The following is a 17,920-nucleotide window of genomic DNA, read 5'->3' on the forward strand; positions in this document are numbered from 1 at the left end:
GGCCTATAGTCCACTGATGACAGATCAAATCCCGGAAAACTCCGAAAATAACCCGTCTGCGGACAGCGCAGCCAACCCAAATCAGAACGAATATGGTGCCGACAGCATCAAGGTTCTCAAGGGCCTAGACGCGGTTCGCAAGCGGCCGGGAATGTATATCGGCGACACCGATGATGGCAGCGGCCTGCACCACATGGTGTTCGAAGTATCGGACAACGCGATCGACGAAGCGCTCGCCGGACATTGCGATCTGGTGCTGATCGAATTGAACGCCGACGGATCGGTATCGGTCGAAGACAACGGCCGCGGCATCCCGACGGGCATGCACAAAGAAGAAGGCGTTTCCGCAGCTGAGGTCATCATGACCCAACTGCACGCCGGCGGTAAGTTTGAAAACACCTCGGACGACAACGCTTACAAGGTATCGGGCGGTTTGCACGGTGTCGGTGTATCCGTCGTCAACGCGCTGTCTGAATTTCTTGAGCTCACCATCTGGCGCGAAGGCAAAGAGCATTGGATGCGCTTTGAACATGGCGACGCCGTTGCGCCGTTGATCGTTCGTGGCGATGCGCCTGTGGCCGATGGCAAACCCAAAAAGGGGACACGCGTCACCTTCATGGCGTCGACCGACACGTTCAAAAACGTGCTCGAATTTGATTTTGACAAGCTTGAGCATCGCTATCGCGAACTCGCATTTCTGAATTCCGGCGTCCGCATCCTGCTGCGGGACAACCGCCATTCGGAAGTCAAAGAACATGACCTGTATTATGAGGGCGGCATTGGCGCGTTCGTTAAATATCTGGACCGCAACAAAACGGCGTTGCTCGCCGATCCGATTGCGATCTCGTCGCACCGTGACGGCATCGGCATTGATGTCGCGCTCGAATGGAACGACAGCTATTACGAAAACGTCTTGTGCTTCACCAACAACATTCCGCAGCGCGATGGCGGCACCCATTTGGCGGCATTCCGTTCGGCACTGACGCGCACGCTGAACAACTACGCCGAAAAATCGGGCGTGTTGAAAAAGGAAAAGGTCACACTCACGGGCGATGACATGCGCGAAGGCCTGACCGCGATTGTGTCGGTGAAATTGCCCGATCCAAAATTCTCGTCACAGACCAAGGACAAGTTGGTGTCGTCGGAAGTGCGCCAGCCGCTGGAAAGCCTGATGGCCGACCGGATGAGCGAGTGGCTTGAAGAAAATCCCGGCCATGCCCGCACCGTGATCCAAAAGGTCATTGACGCGGCCGCCGCCCGCGAAGCTGCACGTAAGGCGCGCGAGGCCAGCCGCAAATCGGTGATGAGCGTTGCGTCTCTGCCCGGCAAGCTTGCCGACTGTCAGGAAAAAGACCCTGCCAAATCCGAACTGTTCCTGGTCGAAGGCGACTCCGCAGGTGGTTCGGCAAAGCAAGGTCGCGACCGGCATTATCAGGCGATTTTGCCGCTCAAGGGTAAAATCCTGAACGTCGAACGTGCGCGTTTTGACCGGATGCTCTCGTCCAAGGAAGTTGGCACGCTCATTCAAGCCATGGGCACGGGCATTGGCCGCGAAGATTTCAACATTGAAAAGCTGCGTTACCACAAGATTGTGATCATGACCGACGCTGACGTCGACGGGTCACATATCCGCACATTGTTGCTGACATTCTTCTATCGCCAGATGCCGGAAATTATCGAAAACGGCCATCTCTTCATCGCGCAGCCGCCTTTGTACAAGGTCGCGAAAGGCCGCAGCGAAATTTACGTTAAGGACGACAAGGCGCTCGACGACCATCTCGCGGAATTGGGTCTTGGCGGCGTTGTGCTTGAAGGTGCCGGCGGACAACGCGCCGGTGCCGATTTGGGCGCATTGGTCGATCATGCACGCCGGATGCGCAGCCTGATGGCATTTGTGCCCCGCCGCTACGACCCCACAATCGTCGAGGCAATGGCGCTCACCGGCGCACTTGACCCTGAGGCAACGGACCGCGCTGCTGCGGTGGCCAAGGCTGCCGCATGGATGGGTGCGCAGGATGTTGAGGGCAAATGGTCCGGCCGCGTGTCCGAAGACGGTGGCTATCATTTCGAACGCCTATGGCGCGGTGTAACCGATCACCACATCATCGACGCGGCATTCCTAATGTCGGCAGAAGCGCGCAAGCTGCACAAGCTCGCCAGCGAAGAAACCGCCAGTTACGAGACCCCTGCCCGATTGGTGAAGGTCACGGCCGCTGCAGCAGCAGATGCCTCCGAAGACATCGAAGCAGACAGCGACGCAGAAGCGGCTGATGCCGTTGGCGACCAAGCCAAGCGCGCGACGACCGCCGTCAGTGTGGGCAATAAAGGCGCGATCACGCGTCCATCGGAATTGCTTGAGGCCATTCTCGCTGCAGGGCGAAAGGGCCTGTCAATTTCGCGCTACAAGGGTCTTGGCGAAATGAATGCGGAGCAATTGTGGGAAACGACACTTGACCCTAATCACCGGTCGCTGCTGCGTGTTGAAATTGACCAGGCAGACCTTGCGGACGACATCTTCACCAAGCTGATGGGCGAAGTTGTTGAGCCACGGCGTGATTTCATTGTCGAAAACGCGCTCAACGTCGCCAATCTGGACGTTTGAACGCAAAGCCTGTGCACATTATCGCTTCGACAATTGGAAGCGTGCGACGCTTGCTGTAGCCGCACGCCTCGGGGGGAATGTTATGCACAAACGTCACTATCTTGCGCTCGCGCTCATCGTCTTGCCGGTTTTGGCGCAGGCTGGTGACAGTCGTGTCGAAATCGGCACCGGATTGGCCAGCTATTATGGCGCCGAACTCAGCGGCAATCGCACGGCCAGCGGTGAGCGTTTTGATCCCAACGCGATGACGGCGGCGCACCGGACGTTATCCTTTGGCACCCGGGTGGTGGTTACCAATCTGGCCAATGGTCAGGAAGTTATCGTACGGGTTAACGACCGCGGACCGTGGAGCAAATCACGCATCATGGATATATCTTATGCTGCGGCCAAACAGATCGGCATGCACCGCAGCGGGACCGCGAAAGTTAAGCTCGAGTTGCTCGATTAACCGAGCGCAGCGCGCTGCCAGTCCGGCAGAGCAAGCGCCGTCAAATCTTCCACGCGGCGCAACTCCACCGATATATCAAGTTCTGGATAGACGCAGCGCTGCCGGCTCTCGTCGGCTTGCGCCAACGGAACCACCACCAGCCGTCGGTTCACCTTTTGCCGCCAGTTCATACGCGCGGTATTCTCCTGCCCGACATAGCAGCCCTTGGTGAAGGATACCCCGTTCAGTTCGGCGGCATTCGCCTCAAGCCACAACGTCTGTTCGCTGCCCAGCTCATGTACGCCTTCGGTGATACCGAGCCCAAGCCGATGCGCGCGATAGGCGGCGCTCGCGTCGACATCATCGTCGGCGGGCGCGCCCAGCCAGCGTGTCCCAAGCTCCGCATGGCGCGGGTCTGTGCTGCCTTCGCCTTTCCAGAACACGCCGCATGTCGGATCAATGGCAATGGCGATTTTCCGGCGCAACCGGTACATCGACAGGCGGCGGACCAATGCGTCGGCTTGCGTGCCTTCGCAATCGATAAGCACATCTTCGCCGTCAGCCCACAGGATGAAATCAAACAGCGCCTTTCCCTGTGGGCTCAGCAAGCCCGCCCATAAGGGCATTTCGGCCGCGCTATCCTGCGTCACCAGCCCCTGCAAAAATTGCCGCACGTCCTCTCCTGCCTCGGTGGGCGACAGACGGATAACGCAGCGGTCGAATAGACGGGTGTTTGGCATAGGTGACAGATAGGGGGAGAGGCGCTTAAAGGGAAGACATGACCGACCAGACGATTCTTTCCATTCGCCGCCCTGATGATTGGCACCTCCATTTTCGCGACGGCGCAGCGATGCGCAGCGTGGTGCCCTTCACCGCGAAACAGTTTGCGCGCGCGATTGTCATGCCCAATTTGTCGCCCCCTGTAACGACGGTTGAAGCAGGCGCAGCCTATCGTGACCGGATTTTGGCGGCGGTGCCCGAAGGCATCACGTTCACGCCGCTTATGACGGCTTATCTTACCGACGCAACCGATGGGAATGAACTCGCACGCGGTCACGCCGAAGCTGTGTTTACAGCGGCAAAGCTATACCCCGCGCACGCCACCACCGGAAGCGCACACGGCGTCACGAGCGTAACCAACATCATGCCCGCGCTTGAGCATATGGCGCAGATTGGCATGCCATTGCTGATCCACGGCGAAGTCACAGACTCGCACGTCGATATCTTTGACCGTGAGGCTGTGTTCATTGAACGGACGCTGTCGAAACTGGTCCGCGATCTGCCTGAGCTCAAGATCGTGTTTGAACATATCACCACCGCTGATGCTGTCGCTTTTGTAGATGCCAGCGGTCCCAATGTCGCGGCGACCATCACGCCGCAACATTTGCACATCAACCGCAATGCCATGTTTACAGGCGGCATCCGTCCGCATGCCTACTGCCTGCCCGTCGCCAAACGTGAAGTGCATCGGCTTGCGCTCCGCAAGGCTGCGACATCGGGCAGCGGCAAATATTTCCTCGGCACCGACAGCGCGCCGCACGACAAATCTGCCAAGGAAAGCGCCTGCGGCTGCGCGGGAATATTTAATGCGCCATTCGCATTGGAAAGCTACGCCGCCGTCTTTGAAGAAGAAGGCGCGCTGGAGAGATTTGAGGCCTTTGCTTCGGAAAACGGCCCGCGTTTCTATGGTCTGCCGTTGAACGAGGAACGCATAATATTGGAACGCGCCGATATCGTCGTACCCGAGCTGCTCGCGCTGGAAGGGCTTAATGTCGTTCCGTTCCACGCAGGGGAAACATTGCGCTGGCGGTTGAAGGCTTAGGGTCAGGACCTAAGCTTTTGATGCCCTGTAGGTTTTAATCGCGTCGGCGCAGAAAATCGCGATACTGAACCAGATCAGGATGAAGCACGCCAGCTTCGTCGTGCTCAATGGCTCACCGTACACGAACACACCCAGCAGGAAAGCAATGGACGGTGCCGTATATTGCACGAAGCCCAGGCTCGCATAGCTCATCCGGCGGGCGGCGGTCGCGAACATCAACAGCGGGATCGCGGTGACCGCACCTGCCAATATCAAAAGCCCCGACGTCGTCACATCGTCGCCAAATCCGCCGCCGCCAACTTGCGCGAAATAGAGTACCGCGCCCAATGCCAGCGGCGCGAGCAATGTCGTCTCGGTCGCAAGGCCGGGAACAGAGCCAACGGGGGTAATCTTGCGGATAAGGCCATAAAGGCCAAAGCTGAAGGCGAGCGATATGGATACCCATAAGGTATCAAGCGCATCACCGATGAGGATGGCAACGCCAATGGCGGCAACGGCAACGGCGACCATCTGAAGTGGTCGCAATCGCTCGCCTAAAAACAGACGCCCCAGCAAGACATTCACCAAGGGGTTGAGATAATAGCCAAGGCTCGCGGCCAAAATATGGTCCGTGGAAACGGCCCAAATGTAGATCAGCCAGTTAATGGCGACCAGCGTGGCAGAGGCGAGCAAATTGCGCAGATGCGCCTTGTGGCGGAAAATGGCGGCATATTCGCCAAGCTGTTTGCGAAAGGCCATAATGACCAAAAGCAGCGGAATGGACCACAAGACGCGCTGCGCAACGACCGCGATCGGCGAGACGTGGCTCAGCAGCTTGAAATAAACGGGGACAAAGCCCCAGATGAGATATGCCGAAATGGCATAAGGCAAGCCACTTGGCTGCGCGGTTTCAGATTTGTCTGTCATATGTTGTGCTAAGCCTTCGCGCGGGGATCAGATGATCCCACCACCGATCCAGAGGCGCAGCGCGCAAATGGCTATAACGACCAAGCAGAAGTTGCGGCCGCTGTCCTTTTCCGACGCGAAGCCAAAGGCCGCGCCGACGCCAGCGATCAGAATAATGAGCCAGTTCAGCCATCCCAGCAACGGTATGAACCCGATAATAGCCAGCAAGAGTGCAATCAGGCCGAACAGAAATGCGAGGATATTTGCCATGAGACGACTGTGGCGGGTTTTTAGGATTGTGGCAAGCACAGCCAGCCTTCGCAATCGGTCCCGCGAATATCGCAGTACCGAAATGACAAGAGGCTCAACCTGTCACCAGATTGAGCCTCATTGCACCCAAGCACATCTGAAATTTAACGCCACTGTTCCAGTCCGCGATAGTCAATGTCGACCACACGGCCACGCTCTACAAAGCAGGTAAACCGGCCCTTGTCATAACCGCGCTGGTACCCATTGCCGCCAAATCGGTCATTGCCGTAATAATTATTCTCGTAACGGCCACGTCCGCCGTCTTGAACAACGACATTGCCTGTGACCCGATAGCCAAAACGCGTCCGTTCGATGCTGCGCACTTGCGTGACGTCTGAACGGCTATAGCGATTGGCCCAACGTTCAACGCTGGCGACGCACTGGTTTACAGCAGCACGGCCGCCGCCGCCACGATTGTCATAATTATAGCCTGCGCGGTTACCATCATAGCGATCATCATAACCGTAGCGATCGTTGCGGCCATTGTTGCCGCTTGAAAGCACAGCGGCAAGACCACCGAGCACCACCGCTCCAGCAATAATCTCGCCAGCGCTGATGCCATCGCGGTCCCGATCATAGCGATCACGCGCTTGTGCGGGAACGGCTACACTCACCAAAGCTGCAGCAGCAGCCCCGGCGCCAAGCAAAGTTTTGGTCATGACATTCATCTTCGTTCTCCTTGAACCGGCCCATTTATTCTGTGCCGCTGGAGAGCAAATATGCGATTCGGGTTGACCGGATGCTGAATTGACTTGTCAGCGTCCATTCATCTAAATCGCCTTTTTCATGAACAACTATTCGGTGAGGGTCAGCCCCGTCCATTTGGCGAGAAACGCATAAATGTCCGAATATTCGTCAATAACCTTATCGGTCGGCTTGCCTGAACCATGGCCCGCACGGCTTTCGATGCGGATGATCTTGGGCTTGTTGCCGGTTTCTGCAGCTTGCAAGGCGGAGATATATTTGAAGCTATGCCCCGGAACCACACGGTCATCGGTATCTGCGGTCGAGACGATGACCGCTGGATATTCGATCCCCGATTTGATGTTGTGATAAGGGGAGTAGGTCATCTGCATTTTAAAGTCGGCTTCCTTGCTGGGGTAGCCATAATCATCGACCCAATAACGACCAGCGGTGAAACGGTCGAAGCGGACCATATCCATCACGCCCACTGCGGCATGGCCTGCCGCGAACAGGTCAGGACGCTGGTTCACAACGGCACCGATAAGCAATCCACCATTGGACCGTCCTTCAATGGCAATTTTGCCCTTGGCCGAAACGCCGCTGGATATAAGATATTCGGCTGCGGCAGCAAAATCGTCAAAGACATTTTGTTTGTTCATCAAACGACCAGCATCATGCCACGGCTTCCCATATTCACCGCCGCCACGAATATTGGCGAGGGCGAATACACCGCCCGATTGCAGCCAAGCCATACGCGTCGCTGAATAAGTGGGCGTCTGCGAAATGTTGAACCCGCCATAGGAATAGAGCAATGTCGGCGCGCCCTTGGTCAGATCGATATCTTTTTTGTGCACGACGAACATCGGGATCTTCGTGCCATCCTTCGACGGGTAAAACGCTTGTTCGACCGTGAAGTCGGCTGGGTTGAAGCTCAGCTTTGGCTGCGCGAAGGGCGCCGAAGCCCCCGTCTTGCTGTCGAAACGATACACGGCCCCTGGCTGATTAAAGCTGGAGAATCCGTAAAATGTTTCTGGATCACCCGGCGTCCCTGAAAAGCCACTGGCCGTCCCAATCGCGCTGAGCTTGATTTCCTGCACAGGCTGGCCTGCGAGGTCAGTCATCAGCGCCATCGATTTGGCATCTTTGATATATGACAGGATCAGCCGGTCGCCGACGATCTGCGCGCGCGACAGGGTTTCCGCCCGCTCCGCTATAACGTCGGTAAACACGGGCGTTTTCGCACCCAAATCAACCGTCACAACCTTAAGCTTTGCGGCATCCTTGTTGGTGGTGAACCACAAAGTATTGCCCATGCCTTCGATCAGGCCCCAATCATGCTCCAGACCCGTGACGAGCGGCTGCGGTTTCCATGTTGGCTTTTTGCCAAGTGGCATCACGTGCAGTTCATACTTCTCATCGGTTCCGGACGACGTCGTAATGACCGCCCATTTGCCGTCATGCGTCACTTGCGCGCTATGTCCATATTCGGGCTTGTCCGGCGTTGCGTATATTGCCTTGTCTTCCGACTGGGGCGTGCCGATTTTGTGGTAATAGATGGTCTGGTTATAATTCAGCTGCTGGAATGCGGCGCCTTCTTTTGGTTCGGCAAATCGCGAGTATAAAAACCCGTCATTGCCCACCCAGCTTATGTTGGTGAATTTTGCCCAGTTGATTTCGTCGGCGAGCACCTTGCCGGTCACGGTGTCGATGACTTTAATCGTCCGCCAGTCCGAACCGCCATCTTGAACAGAATAGGCCAGCAGCTTGCCATTTTTCGATGGTACCCAGCTATCGAGCGCAGTGGCGCCGTCTTTTGCCCATAGGTTGGGGTCGATCAAAATACGATCCGCGCCGGTCAGGCCTTTGCGGACATATAAGACCGACTGGTTTTGCAGGCCGTCATTCTTTGTGAAGAAATAATAGCCGCCGGCTTTTTCAGGAAGGCCAAAGCGTTCGTAATCGAAAAGCTTCTTCATGCGCTCGGCGAGTATTTTCTTGCCGGGCAATGTTTCCAAATATGCATCGGTAACAGCATTCTGCGCCTTCACCCATTCGGCGACTTCGGGATTGACGCGCACATCATCTTCCAGCCAGCGATAGGGGTCAGCAACCTTCACGCCGAATTGTTCATCGACCACATTGACGGTTTTGGTTTGGGGATAAGTCAATTTGACTGCGACATCGGCGGTGGCTGAATTTGCGGCCATAGCGACCGACGGAATCGGCGCCATCATGAAGGCTGCACCGACCAAAAATACACTTCGCATATTATCATTTCCCCAACTCTCAAAATCTCTGCGATCCGACTATAGCGTCGACGCTTGAACGCCAACTATTCCCGCCGTCGCCCGCAAGAATATTTCGCATTTTCGTCGAAATCATGCACCGCGCTGCCGCTGTGCCAGCAAGATGGCAGCGGTAACGCCTGCGGCAAACAACATGCCCTCCAGACCGGCGGTGACGATCTGACTGATGGGGCCAAAGCCCGTTTCGCCAAAGAAGCCACCGATTTGGTCGAACCGCAGCCGCGATTGGGGAAGAAGCCGGGCCAGCTCATATATGCTGCCGCCAAGCAAGCGCCCACCGGCCATAACAATGCCTGCACCGCCAAGGCCACCGATCAAAGCGGCCGGCAGTATCGCGAAACGCAGCGGCATGTGGCGCACCTGCCGTCGGCCAAACCATAGCCCAAGGCCGACAGCGGCACCAATAACCGCGCCTTCCAGCGCGCCCGTCATTTGCGTGGGCGATTGCCCGAGCACCAAATTAAACGCATCCAAGCCAAGCAGCTTCACAATACCGCCGATTAGGAAACCGCCCACTGCGCCGCCTGCCATCGTTGCGGACCAACGCGCTGAATTCCACAGGCCAACCGCAGCAATGCCGAAGCTCACGCCCGCAGCGCCCAATAACGCAACCAACACCGTAATCGCGGTCAGGACAAGGACGATTGATGTCGCGCCCATGCCCGATGCCATTGGCTGCGAGGCCCCGGCAAAACCGTAAAACAAACCACCCAACAGCCCCGCCAGGCCACCACCGACAACGCCCGCGCCGCCCAGTACCCAAAATGTCGCCCAATCGGTCGTGGTCGCCGTTGCGACCGAAGTCGTGGCTGCTGGGCCCACGTCGCGTTCGACAGGGGCGATGAAGCGATAGCCATGCTTTGGGACGGTTTCGATAAACATCGGCCGGGTGGCATCATCCGCAAGCACACGGCGCAGGCTGCGAATACATTGTGTCAATGCTTCGTCGGTGACAGGAACACCGCGCCAGACATCGTCCATGAACTGGTCTTTCGAGACAAGCGCACCTGCATTGGTTGCGAGCAAAACAAGCGCATCAAAATAGCGGCTAGAGACATCGACGACCACGCCATCGCAATGCAGGCGTCGGCTGCTAATCTGAAGCGTGAAGCGGCCGAACCGGAGACTATCTGATTTCATTTTTCACCAAATGCTCATGTCCTGCTCATGCCTGCAATGTCGCTGCGCCGTATGTGCATAGCTCTCATTCACGGAAAAGGGCAATGCTATGCATGCAGAGAATAATGGGCCATCAAGGCCGCGGCGGAATATCTGGCGGATCTTGGGCTGGGGCGGCGCTGTTGCGCTTATCCTGACGCCGTTGGTCGCGATGCAGTTCACAACAGAAGTTAACTGGGACGAAACCGACTTCATCGTCGCCGCTATCATTTTCGGGATACTGGGCGGCCTGATTGAATTCGCGGTACGCCTGTCATCCAACTGGTATTTCCGCCTCGGGTCAATGTTTGCTGTGCTGGCCGGGTTCATGGTCATCTGGTCCAACTTGGCTGTCGGCATGATTGGGAATGAAGATAACCCGACCAATTTATGGTTCGGGCTGGTTTTGCTCATCGCAATTGCCGGCAGCATCGCGTCGCGGTTTCGCAGGCGCATATTGCCGCAGGCCATGCTGGTTGCCGGCATCGTGCAGATTAACATTGGCGTCTTTGCCGGCATATTGGGCAACGACGCGCGCGGCGGACGGTTTACGATTGTGCTTTCGGTGGCATGGTTGATTTCCAGCCTACTCTTTTGGTTGGCCAATCGAAGCGCTCAGACGAAATCATAAACCCATGAAAAAGGGCGGCACCCTTTCGGATGCCGCCCTTTTGAAACTCTTAAGGTAAGACGTGCTTATTCAGCGTCGTCCAATACTTCAACTGGGCCGCTGTCCTGACCCTTGGCGTCGACATTGCGGTCAACGAGTTCGATGACGCCCATTGGTGCGGCATCGGAACCACGGAAGCCAGCCTTGATCACGCGGCTGTAACCACCGCTGCGGTCGGCATAGCGCGTTGCCAGTTCGTCAAACAACTTTACCAGCTGCTTGTCGTCCATCAAACGGCTCATCGCGAGACGACGGTTGGACAAGCCACCCTTCTTCGCAAGCGTAATCAGCTTTTCGATGTAAGGACGCAGTTCCTTCGCCTTTGGCAAAGTCGTCTTGATCTGTTCGTGCTTGATAAGCGACGCTGCCATGTTGCGAAGCATCGCGGTACGATGCGACGTGGTGCGTTGCAGCTTACGGTGGCCAACTTTATGGCGCATATTTCATTCCTTCGTTCGTAGGGGGGCCGTATCAGGTACCCCGATCCTGGCCGTTTAAGGGCGGCCATTTCCCTTTTGGTTGGGCCGAAGCACTGCCTCGGCCCAATATTCTTTAGCCAAGCAGTTCTTGCTCAAGCTTCTTTGCCATCTCTTCGATGTTTTCTGGCGGCCATCCGGGGATGTCCATGCCAAGGCGCAAGCCCATCGACGAGAGCACTTCCTTAATTTCGTTCAGCGACTTGCGACCGAAATTAGGCGTACGCAGCATTTCGGCTTCGCTCTTTTGCACGAGGTCGCCGATGTAGATGATGTTGTCGTTCTTGAGGCAGTTTGCGCTGCGGACCGACAATTCCAATTCGTCGACCTTCTTGAGAAGGTAACGATTGAGCTGGTTTGCATCGGATTCTTCCGAAGAAGCGGATGGTGCAGCCATGCCAATCATTGGCGACGATGCAGACATCGAATCTTCGAAGTGGACGAACACTTGCAACTGGTCCTGAAGAATGCGTGCGGCATAAGCCACGGCGTCTTCTGGCGTTACGGTGCCATCGGTTTCAATGGTCAGCGACAACTTATCATAGTCAAGTTCTTGACCGATGCGTGCATTGTCCACCTTGTACGCAACCTGACGAACAGGCGAATACAGGCTGTCGACCGGGATGAGGCCGATTGGCGCATCCGCTGGACGGTTGGCGACTGCAGGAACATAACCCTTACCGATGTCGGCAGTGATTTCCATATTCAGCGTCGCGCCATCGTCGAGATGACAGATGACAAGATCAGGGTTCATCACTTGGATGTCGCCCGAAACAGCGATGTCACCAGCGGTTACCGCGCCGGGGCCAGTTGCCGAAAGCTGAAGACGCTTTGGACCTTCGCCCTCCATCTTCAACGCAACTTGCTTGATGTTCAGAACGATGTCGGTGACATCTTCACGAACGCCCGCGAGCGACGAGAATTCGTGCAACACGTTTTCGATTTTGATCGATGTAATCGCTGCGCCCTGCAGCGATGAAAGCAATACGCGACGCAGCGCATTGCCGAGAGTCAAACCAAAGCCACGCTCCAGCGGTTCTGCAACAAAAGTTGCCTTACGCTTCGCATCGCTACCTGACTTGAGTTCAAGTGCGTTGGGCTTTTTCAGTTCCTGCCAGTTCTTAATATTGACGGACATGGATTTCCCCTTGGGTTTTGCGGGACCGGCAATTTGGTGCACCGTGCCGGTTCGCGGGTAAAAGAAGGAACGGCTGAACAGCCGTCCCTGAAACGAATGCTTAGACGCGCCGACGCTTGGAAGGACGGACGCCGTTGTGCGGGATCGATGTCACGTCACGGATCGAGGTGATGGTGAAACCCACTGCCTGCAATGCGCGAAGTGCCGATTCACGACCCGAACCGGGACCCTTAACTTCGACTTCAAGCGTACGAACGCCGTGTTCAGCAGCCTTCTTGCCTGCGTCTTCCGCTGCAACCTGTGCTGCGTAAGGCGTCGACTTGCGGCTGCCCTTGAAACCCATGGTTCCTGCGGATGACCAGCTGATCGCGTTGCCCTGGGCATCGGTGATCGTGATCATTGTGTTGTTGAAGCTGGCATTGACGTGCGCGACGCCTGCCGAAATATTTTTACGCTCCCGCTTTTTAATGCGTTGTGGTTCGCGTGCCATATAATGTGTATCCTATTCGAAAATGCGAAGAAAAAATAATCAGGCCGAGGCCGGTGATTACTTCTTCTTGCCCGCGATTGCCTTGGACTTGCCCTTGCGGGTGCGCGCATTGGTATGCGTACGCTGGCCACGGACTGGAAGACCCTTACGGTGGCGAAGGCCACGGTAGCAGGCGAGATCCATCAAACGCTTGATGTTCATCGATGTGTTACGGCGAAGATCGCCTTCTACGGTGTAGCCCGCATCGATGGTTTCGCGGATTTGCAGAACTTCGGCATCCGAAAGGTCCTGCACACGACGGCTATGATCAATTCCCAGCTTTGTCGCGATTTCGACGGCTTTAGTGCGGCCGATACCGTGAATGTAGGTAAGCGCAATGATCACGCGCTTGTTGGTTGGAATGTTAACTCCGGCAATACGTGCCAATTTATTTACTCCTGCTCCACAGGTGTCCCGAAAGACAAACCCTATCTCAACGCTGATGATATTCCGAAACGCACAAAACCAGCGGACGCGTTAAAGCGCTGCTGGCTGCACCAGATGATCGGAATTGAGGCCGCCTTACGGTGAGTCGCACAAACTGTCAAGGCTAGCGGCGCGCTATCCCTTGCCTTTGGTCTTGGTTTTGCCGGCAATTGCGTTTTCTTCGATGAACGCAATAATCCGGCTCGCAATATCCTTGCCGCTGGCTTTCTCGATTCCTTCAAGCCCCGGCGAACTGTTCACTTCCATGATGACTGGGCCATGATTGGACCGGAGCATATCAACGCCAGCAACATTTAACCCCATGGCGCGCGCCGCGCGGACCGCGGTTGAGCGTTCTTCCGGCGTGATTTTTATGGCTTCGGCCGAGCCGCCACGGTGCAGGTTCGATCGAAAATCCCCTTCGGCGCCCTTGCGCTGCATCGATGCGACAACCTTGTTGCCGATCACAAAGCAACGGATGTCGGTGGCATTTGCCTCTTTGATAAATTCCTGCACAAGGATGTTCACGTTAGCACCGCGAAACGCCTCAATAACGGAGCGGGCAGACTTTTCAGTCTCGCCCAAAACCACGCCAATGCCTTGCGTGCCTTCCAGCAACTTGATGACCACAGGCGCGCCACCCACCATTTTGATGACTTCGTCGGTCTGCCGTGGGTCATGCGCAAACGCTGTGACCGGCAGGCCAAGCCCCTTGCGCGCCAAAATCTGCAACGACCGCAGCTTGTCGCGGGAACGGCCGATGGCCACACTCTCGTTCAATGACCACACGTTCATCATCTCAAATTGGCGCAGCACAGCGAGCCCGTAAAATGTGATGGACGCGCCAATGCGCGGGATCACCGCGTCATATTTCCCGAGCTTCGCGCCCTGATAATATGCTTCGGGACGGTGCGACGTGATATTCATGGTCACCCGCAACGTATTCAGCACGTCGATTTCATGTCCGCGCGCCAACGCGGCTTCGACGAGCCGTTGATGCGAGTATAGGTTGGCGTTGCGTGCCAACATGGCGATTTTCATGTGCTCGTATGTCCTTGATTCGCTGGCTTGCCCAATACCCAGCGTCGTCCGCTATTGACCAGAAAGCCGCGCCTTAGCGTCCGTCGGCCAATTAGCAAGGGAAAGGCCATAGAACGCCGGTTAGCCAAGGTGAGCTGTCCGTTCCAACACCGCTTACCAAAACAAAATTGCGCTGAGATGACATAGCGTTCTTGCGTGTCACCATTGGACGATCGGACCATGCGCCGGTCGATGACGGGCGCTTCATAACGCTTTGGCTTTTCGCCCGCATTCAAACGGAACCAAAATTCAACCCACGGCTTGCCATCGCGGACGATTGGCTTAATCCGGGTTGCATGTATCGATGATGTCGCTGCGCCCGTGTCCATTTTCGCGTGCACGTGCGACAGGCCAAGGCTCGGCACATCGACCATTTCGCACCAGCCAATTTCTAATTTGCTGCCTGAACGTGGCTTACTTCCCCCCGCAGCCAATTAGTTTGGCTCCGTTGCGGGCGGATCAGCGACTGGGTCATTTTGTATTGCCGGGTCCGCTTGTGTTTCAGTCGGGTCGGCAGCTTCAGTCGCAGGGCCCATGTCCAACGTCTCAATATCCAGATTAAAGCCGTCAACCTTGGGTGGCTCATCTGCCGGCGGCGTAAACGGCAGCAGCATATTTTTAAATTGCTCGCCCAACACCTTATCAACTGCTGGCGCGATTTCAGCGACTTTGTAGCGCATGTACCCGCCAACAACATAAGAGAAGCTGACGCGTGTGGCGCCGTCTTGCTTTGCCGGCTCCATGGCAACAGTCAGCGTCCCAATCACAGCTTCCGACTGGAGCGGCCCCAACGCGCCTTGCATCCGCAGGACTTTGCCCGGTTGCGCGAAAATAACGCGCATATGCTCGACGCTTCCGACCGTCTTGACCTTCCCGTTGGCGTCGGTTTCCTGAAACAGTTCGCAAAAGCAACCATTGGCTTGCGCATCGATATAAAAGCCAGCGGTAGAGCCCGACCAGCTATGCGATTTGTTCCAATAGTCCTTTGGCGCAAGCAGGCGCTTCCAAATCTCGTCGGGCGTTGCCTGAACGGTCGCAATGTGGATGATGTTAAACCCGGTGTCCGACGCAGCTTTAACGTCCGCAAATGCCGGCGATGCTGTTGCAGCCAATATAGCTGCCGTGATGACAAGATGTTTCATGGAGGGGGTTTCTAACAACCGTTTCCATTTCCGTCACGTTGAACTTGCTTCAGCAGCGGTCAGGCGATGATCGCTTCAATCGCCTTCGTTACGTCGTCAATCGGTGCCATGCCATCCACGCGGCTTACAAGGCCGCGGGCATCATATAGTGGCAAGATCGGTTCGGTCTTTGCGCGATACTCCGCCATGCGGGTACGGACGGTTTCTTCATTGTCATCGGGGCGACGCTTAAATTCATGTGATCCGCATTTGTCACAGGTGTCGTCTTTGACCGGTTTTTTGAAAACGTCATGATAGCCATCACCGCAATTGGCGCAGGTGAAACGGCCAACAACGCGTTCGACCAACGCGTCTTCGTCAACAACCAGTTCAATGACATAATGGAGCGTCCGTTCACGCGCGGACAACAGGCCATCGAGAAGCGCGACTTGCGGAGCCGTGCGTGGGTAGCCGTCAAAAATCAGGCCCTTGTCCGCAGGGATCGCATCCATATGCTCGCCAAGGATCTCGGCCATCAATTCGTCAGGGAAAAGCTTCCCCGCCTTCATGATCTCATCCGCCATTTTACCGACTTCAGTGCCCGCCTTTACGGCAGCACGCAGGATGTCGCCGGTCGACAATTGTACCATGCCATATTTCTCAACGAGAAATGCAGCCTGCGTTCCTTTGCCTGCGCCAGGAGGCCCCAAAAGGATGATATTCATGAAACGTTTCCCTGTTCGTTTCGATGTCGCGTCCCTTAGCGGGCGCGTCCACCCTTCAACTTGGCCTTCTTCAGCAAATCGCCATATTGGTGGGCGAGCAGATGGCTCTGGATTTGTGAAATCGTATCAATGGTGACGTTGACCAGAATGAGCAAGCTGGTACCACCAATAGCGAAGAACTGCTGCTGTCCAGTTTGGCCCATGACATAGTCGGGCAACAAGCAGACCAAGGTCAGATAGGCGGCGCCCAACACGGTGATGCGTGTCAGAACATAATCGAGATAAGATTCCGTGTTCTTGCCCGGACGAATGCCCGGAATGAAGCCACCGGCTTTCTTCAGATTCTCGGATGTTTCTTCCGGATTGAACACCACAGCGGTGTAAAAGAAACAGAAGAAGATGATGCCGAGGCCATAGAGCGCCAGATACACCGGCTGCCCATGCGCCAAATATTGGTTCAACGTGATGACAAAGTCACCCATCGCGCTTTCACCCGCAACCTTGTTTCCACCAAGCTGCGTAATAGTGATAGGCAGCAGCAACAATGACGATGCAAAAATCGGCGGGATGACGCCAGCAGTGTTGATCTTCAACGGAAGATGGCTGCGGTCAGCTTGCATCATGCCGCGCTGCGTCGCACGCTTTGGATATTGAATAAGTACCCGGCGCTGGCCGCGCTCCATGAAACAGATCAGCAAAGTCAGGCCGACAAACATCAACAAAAAGCCGACGATCAGAAATCCGCTGATCGATCCGGTCCGTCCGCCTTCAAGAAGCTGTGCGAACAACCGTGGCATTTGGGCGACGATACCCGCCATGATGATCAACGAGATACCGTTGCCAATACCGCGCGACGTAATCTGTTCACCCAGCCACATCAGGAACATGGTGCCGCCAATAAGGCTGATAGTCGCAACGACGCGGAACATCATGCCCGGCTCAACAACCGCGCTAATGCCATTGGCCGCAGCGAGGCTTTCAAGCCCTGCGGCAAGGAAATATCCCTGCACCGCGGTCAGGAAAACCGTGCCGTAGCGCGTATATTGGTTAAGTTTCTTGCGTCCGCTCTCGCCCTCTTTCTTGATGGCAGCAAGCGTCGGCGACAGCGATGCAGCGAGCTGCACGACGATCGACGCGGTAATATAGGGCATTACGCCAAGCGCGATGAGGCTCATGCGCTCAAGGCTGCCGCCCGAGAAAGTGTTGAAGATATCAAGAACGCCGCCGGCGGCGTTGTTCGCATAAAGGGCCGCTTGCGCGATGGGATCAACGCCCGGCAGCGGCACGAAGCTCAGCATCCGGAATATGATGAGCGCGCCGATAGTGAACCAAATGCGGTTCTTAAGCTCTGTTGCCTGCCCGAACTTCGATAAATTGAGGTTCGATGCCATTTGGTCGGCCCTAGATGCCATGATATACGTTCCTTGGTTCCGGATTAACCGTGAATGCGCTGTAATCGCGCAACGGCTTCACCCCAAAAATTTCGCCTGACTGTATCTGGATGAACCCCAGAAATGTCAAACCCCGCCAGCCCATATCGGGAAGCGGGGCTGGCATGACAA

19 protein-coding genes are annotated in these 17,920 nt (G+C 56.0%); 4 read left to right on the top strand and 15 right to left on the bottom strand.

Going from position 1 to position 17,920, the window contains the following annotated elements:
- Positions 1–16 precede the first annotated feature (16 nt).
- Entirely contained in the window at positions 17–2,602 is a 2,586-nt protein-coding gene (gene gyrB, locus GGR91_RS09410) for a DNA topoisomerase (ATP-hydrolyzing) subunit B (RefSeq protein ID WP_183941936.1), read from the top strand.
- Between the two features lie 82 nt (positions 2,603–2,684).
- A complete protein-coding gene (locus GGR91_RS09415; RefSeq protein WP_183941937.1) occupies positions 2,685–3,050 on the top strand; it encodes a septal ring lytic transglycosylase RlpA family protein in 366 nt (121 codons plus the stop codon).
- Here GGR91_RS09415 and ygfZ read toward each other — a convergent pair.
- Positions 3,047–3,769 carry a CAF17-like 4Fe-4S cluster assembly/insertion protein YgfZ gene (gene ygfZ, locus GGR91_RS09420; protein WP_183941938.1) on the bottom strand — a complete coding sequence of 241 codons (723 nt, stop codon included), beginning with the start codon at positions 3,767–3,769 and terminating at the stop codon, positions 3,047–3,049. The two genes, GGR91_RS09415 and ygfZ, sit on opposite strands and share 4 nt — an antisense overlap.
- Before the next feature lie 38 nt (positions 3,770–3,807).
- Here ygfZ and pyrC point away from each other — a divergent pair, with 38 nt between their 5' ends.
- Positions 3,808–4,851: a dihydroorotase gene (pyrC, locus tag GGR91_RS09425; protein ID WP_183941939.1), complete on the top strand. Its 1,044-nt coding sequence runs from the start codon at positions 3,808–3,810 to the stop codon at positions 4,849–4,851.
- A 9-nt stretch (positions 4,852–4,860) separates the two neighbouring features.
- On the opposite strand, the gene rarD is transcribed toward pyrC, so the two are convergent.
- The 5 genes from rarD to GGR91_RS09450 form a co-directional block, all read right to left on the bottom strand.
- On the bottom strand, positions 4,861–5,757 hold the full coding sequence (rarD, locus tag GGR91_RS09430) for an EamA family transporter RarD (protein WP_183941940.1): 897 nt from the start codon (positions 5,755–5,757) through the stop codon (positions 4,861–4,863).
- Positions 5,758–5,784: 27 nt separating this feature from the next.
- Positions 5,785–6,006 (bottom strand): hypothetical protein, encoded by a 222-nt coding sequence (locus tag GGR91_RS09435; RefSeq protein WP_183941941.1) that lies wholly within the window; start codon positions 6,004–6,006, stop codon positions 5,785–5,787.
- 143 nt (positions 6,007–6,149) lie between these two features.
- Positions 6,150–6,704 (bottom strand): hypothetical protein, encoded by a 555-nt coding sequence (locus tag GGR91_RS09440; protein WP_246337133.1) that lies wholly within the window; start codon positions 6,702–6,704, stop codon positions 6,150–6,152.
- Positions 6,705–6,839: 135 nt separating this feature from the next.
- Positions 6,840–8,996: a prolyl oligopeptidase family serine peptidase gene (locus GGR91_RS09445; RefSeq protein ID WP_407698406.1), complete on the bottom strand. Its 2,157-nt coding sequence runs from the start codon at positions 8,994–8,996 to the stop codon at positions 6,840–6,842.
- Positions 8,997–9,107: 111 nt separating this feature from the next.
- Positions 9,108–10,175 carry a winged helix-turn-helix domain-containing protein gene (locus tag GGR91_RS09450; RefSeq protein WP_183941943.1) on the bottom strand — a complete coding sequence of 356 codons (1,068 nt, stop codon included), beginning with the start codon at positions 10,173–10,175 and terminating at the stop codon, positions 9,108–9,110.
- 88 nt (positions 10,176–10,263) lie between these two features.
- Here GGR91_RS09450 and GGR91_RS09455 point away from each other — a divergent pair, with 88 nt between their 5' ends.
- Positions 10,264–10,824: a hypothetical protein gene (locus GGR91_RS09455; RefSeq protein WP_183941944.1), complete on the top strand. Its 561-nt coding sequence runs from the start codon at positions 10,264–10,266 to the stop codon at positions 10,822–10,824.
- 65 nt (positions 10,825–10,889) lie between these two features.
- On the opposite strand, the gene rplQ is transcribed toward GGR91_RS09455, so the two are convergent.
- The 9 genes from rplQ to secY all read right to left on the bottom strand — a co-directional run bounded on the left by rplQ (position 10,890) and on the right by secY (position 17,770).
- Positions 10,890–11,303 carry a 50S ribosomal protein L17 gene (gene rplQ / locus GGR91_RS09460; RefSeq protein WP_183941945.1) on the bottom strand — a complete coding sequence of 138 codons (414 nt, stop codon included), beginning with the start codon at positions 11,301–11,303 and terminating at the stop codon, positions 10,890–10,892.
- 112 nt (positions 11,304–11,415) lie between these two features.
- Complete coding sequence (locus GGR91_RS09465) at positions 11,416–12,477, bottom strand: DNA-directed RNA polymerase subunit alpha (protein ID WP_183941946.1); 1,062 nt, start codon at positions 12,475–12,477, stop codon at positions 11,416–11,418.
- 100 nt (positions 12,478–12,577) lie between these two features.
- Entirely contained in the window at positions 12,578–12,967 is a 390-nt protein-coding gene (rpsK, locus tag GGR91_RS09470) for a 30S ribosomal protein S11 (RefSeq protein WP_125229604.1), read from the bottom strand.
- Between the two features lie 57 nt (positions 12,968–13,024).
- Complete coding sequence (rpsM, locus tag GGR91_RS09475) at positions 13,025–13,393, bottom strand: 30S ribosomal protein S13 (RefSeq protein ID WP_125229603.1); 369 nt, start codon at positions 13,391–13,393, stop codon at positions 13,025–13,027.
- Positions 13,394–13,567: 174 nt separating this feature from the next.
- Positions 13,568–14,473, bottom strand: a complete 906-nt coding sequence (rimK, locus tag GGR91_RS09480) for a 30S ribosomal protein S6--L-glutamate ligase (RefSeq protein ID WP_183941947.1) — start codon at positions 14,471–14,473, stop codon at positions 13,568–13,570.
- Positions 14,470–14,946 carry an ATP-dependent zinc protease family protein gene (locus tag GGR91_RS09485; RefSeq protein WP_183941948.1) on the bottom strand — a complete coding sequence of 159 codons (477 nt, stop codon included), beginning with the start codon at positions 14,944–14,946 and terminating at the stop codon, positions 14,470–14,472. Before GGR91_RS09485 ends, rimK begins: the two co-directional genes overlap by 4 nt.
- Entirely contained in the window at positions 14,947–15,654 is a 708-nt protein-coding gene (locus GGR91_RS09490; RefSeq protein ID WP_183941949.1) for a hypothetical protein, read from the bottom strand.
- A 59-nt stretch (positions 15,655–15,713) separates the two neighbouring features.
- Positions 15,714–16,358 (bottom strand): adenylate kinase, encoded by a 645-nt coding sequence (locus tag GGR91_RS09495; protein ID WP_183941950.1) that lies wholly within the window; start codon positions 16,356–16,358, stop codon positions 15,714–15,716.
- Between the two features lie 35 nt (positions 16,359–16,393).
- Entirely contained in the window at positions 16,394–17,770 is a 1,377-nt protein-coding gene (gene secY, locus GGR91_RS09500) for a preprotein translocase subunit SecY (RefSeq protein ID WP_183941951.1), read from the bottom strand.
- Between the last annotated feature and the right edge of the window lie 150 nt (positions 17,771–17,920).

It is taken from the genome of Sphingorhabdus rigui, assembly GCF_014196595.1.
Lineage (GTDB): Bacteria > Pseudomonadota > Alphaproteobacteria > Sphingomonadales > Sphingomonadaceae > Sphingorhabdus_B > Sphingorhabdus_B rigui.

Excerpts from the sequence above, each read along its gene's own strand:
- gyrB (WP_183941936.1), top strand. The coding sequence starts at position 17 with ATGACAGATCAAATCCCGGAAAACTCCGAAAATAACCCGTCTGCGGAC.
- GGR91_RS09415 (WP_183941937.1), top strand. The coding sequence starts at position 2,685 with ATGCACAAACGTCACTATCTTGCGCTCGCGCTCATCGTCTTGCCGGTT.
- ygfZ (WP_183941938.1), bottom strand. The coding sequence starts at position 3,769 with ATGCCAAACACCCGTCTATTCGACCGCTGCGTTATCCGTCTGTCGCCC.
- pyrC (WP_183941939.1), top strand. The coding sequence starts at position 3,808 with ATGACCGACCAGACGATTCTTTCCATTCGCCGCCCTGATGATTGGCAC.
- rarD (WP_183941940.1), bottom strand. The coding sequence starts at position 5,757 with ATGACAGACAAATCTGAAACCGCGCAGCCAAGTGGCTTGCCTTATGCC.
- GGR91_RS09435 (WP_183941941.1), bottom strand. The coding sequence starts at position 6,006 with ATGGCAAATATCCTCGCATTTCTGTTCGGCCTGATTGCACTCTTGCTG.
- GGR91_RS09440 (WP_246337133.1), bottom strand. The coding sequence starts at position 6,704 with ATGACCAAAACTTTGCTTGGCGCCGGGGCTGCTGCTGCAGCTTTGGTG.
- GGR91_RS09445 (WP_407698406.1), bottom strand. The coding sequence starts at position 8,996 with ATGCGAAGTGTATTTTTGGTCGGTGCAGCCTTCATGATGGCGCCGATT.
- GGR91_RS09450 (WP_183941943.1), bottom strand. The coding sequence starts at position 10,175 with ATGAAATCAGATAGTCTCCGGTTCGGCCGCTTCACGCTTCAGATTAGC.
- GGR91_RS09455 (WP_183941944.1), top strand. The coding sequence starts at position 10,264 with ATGCATGCAGAGAATAATGGGCCATCAAGGCCGCGGCGGAATATCTGG.
- rplQ (WP_183941945.1), bottom strand. The coding sequence starts at position 11,303 with ATGCGCCATAAAGTTGGCCACCGTAAGCTGCAACGCACCACGTCGCAT.
- GGR91_RS09465 (WP_183941946.1), bottom strand. The coding sequence starts at position 12,477 with ATGTCCGTCAATATTAAGAACTGGCAGGAACTGAAAAAGCCCAACGCA.
- rpsK (WP_125229604.1), bottom strand. The coding sequence starts at position 12,967 with ATGGCACGCGAACCACAACGCATTAAAAAGCGGGAGCGTAAAAATATT.
- rimK (WP_183941947.1), bottom strand. The coding sequence starts at position 14,473 with ATGAAAATCGCCATGTTGGCACGCAACGCCAACCTATACTCGCATCAA.
- GGR91_RS09490 (WP_183941949.1), bottom strand. The coding sequence starts at position 15,654 with ATGAAACATCTTGTCATCACGGCAGCTATATTGGCTGCAACAGCATCG.
- GGR91_RS09495 (WP_183941950.1), bottom strand. The coding sequence starts at position 16,358 with ATGAATATCATCCTTTTGGGGCCTCCTGGCGCAGGCAAAGGAACGCAG.
- secY (WP_183941951.1), bottom strand. The coding sequence starts at position 17,770 with ATGGCATCTAGGGCCGACCAAATGGCATCGAACCTCAATTTATCGAAG.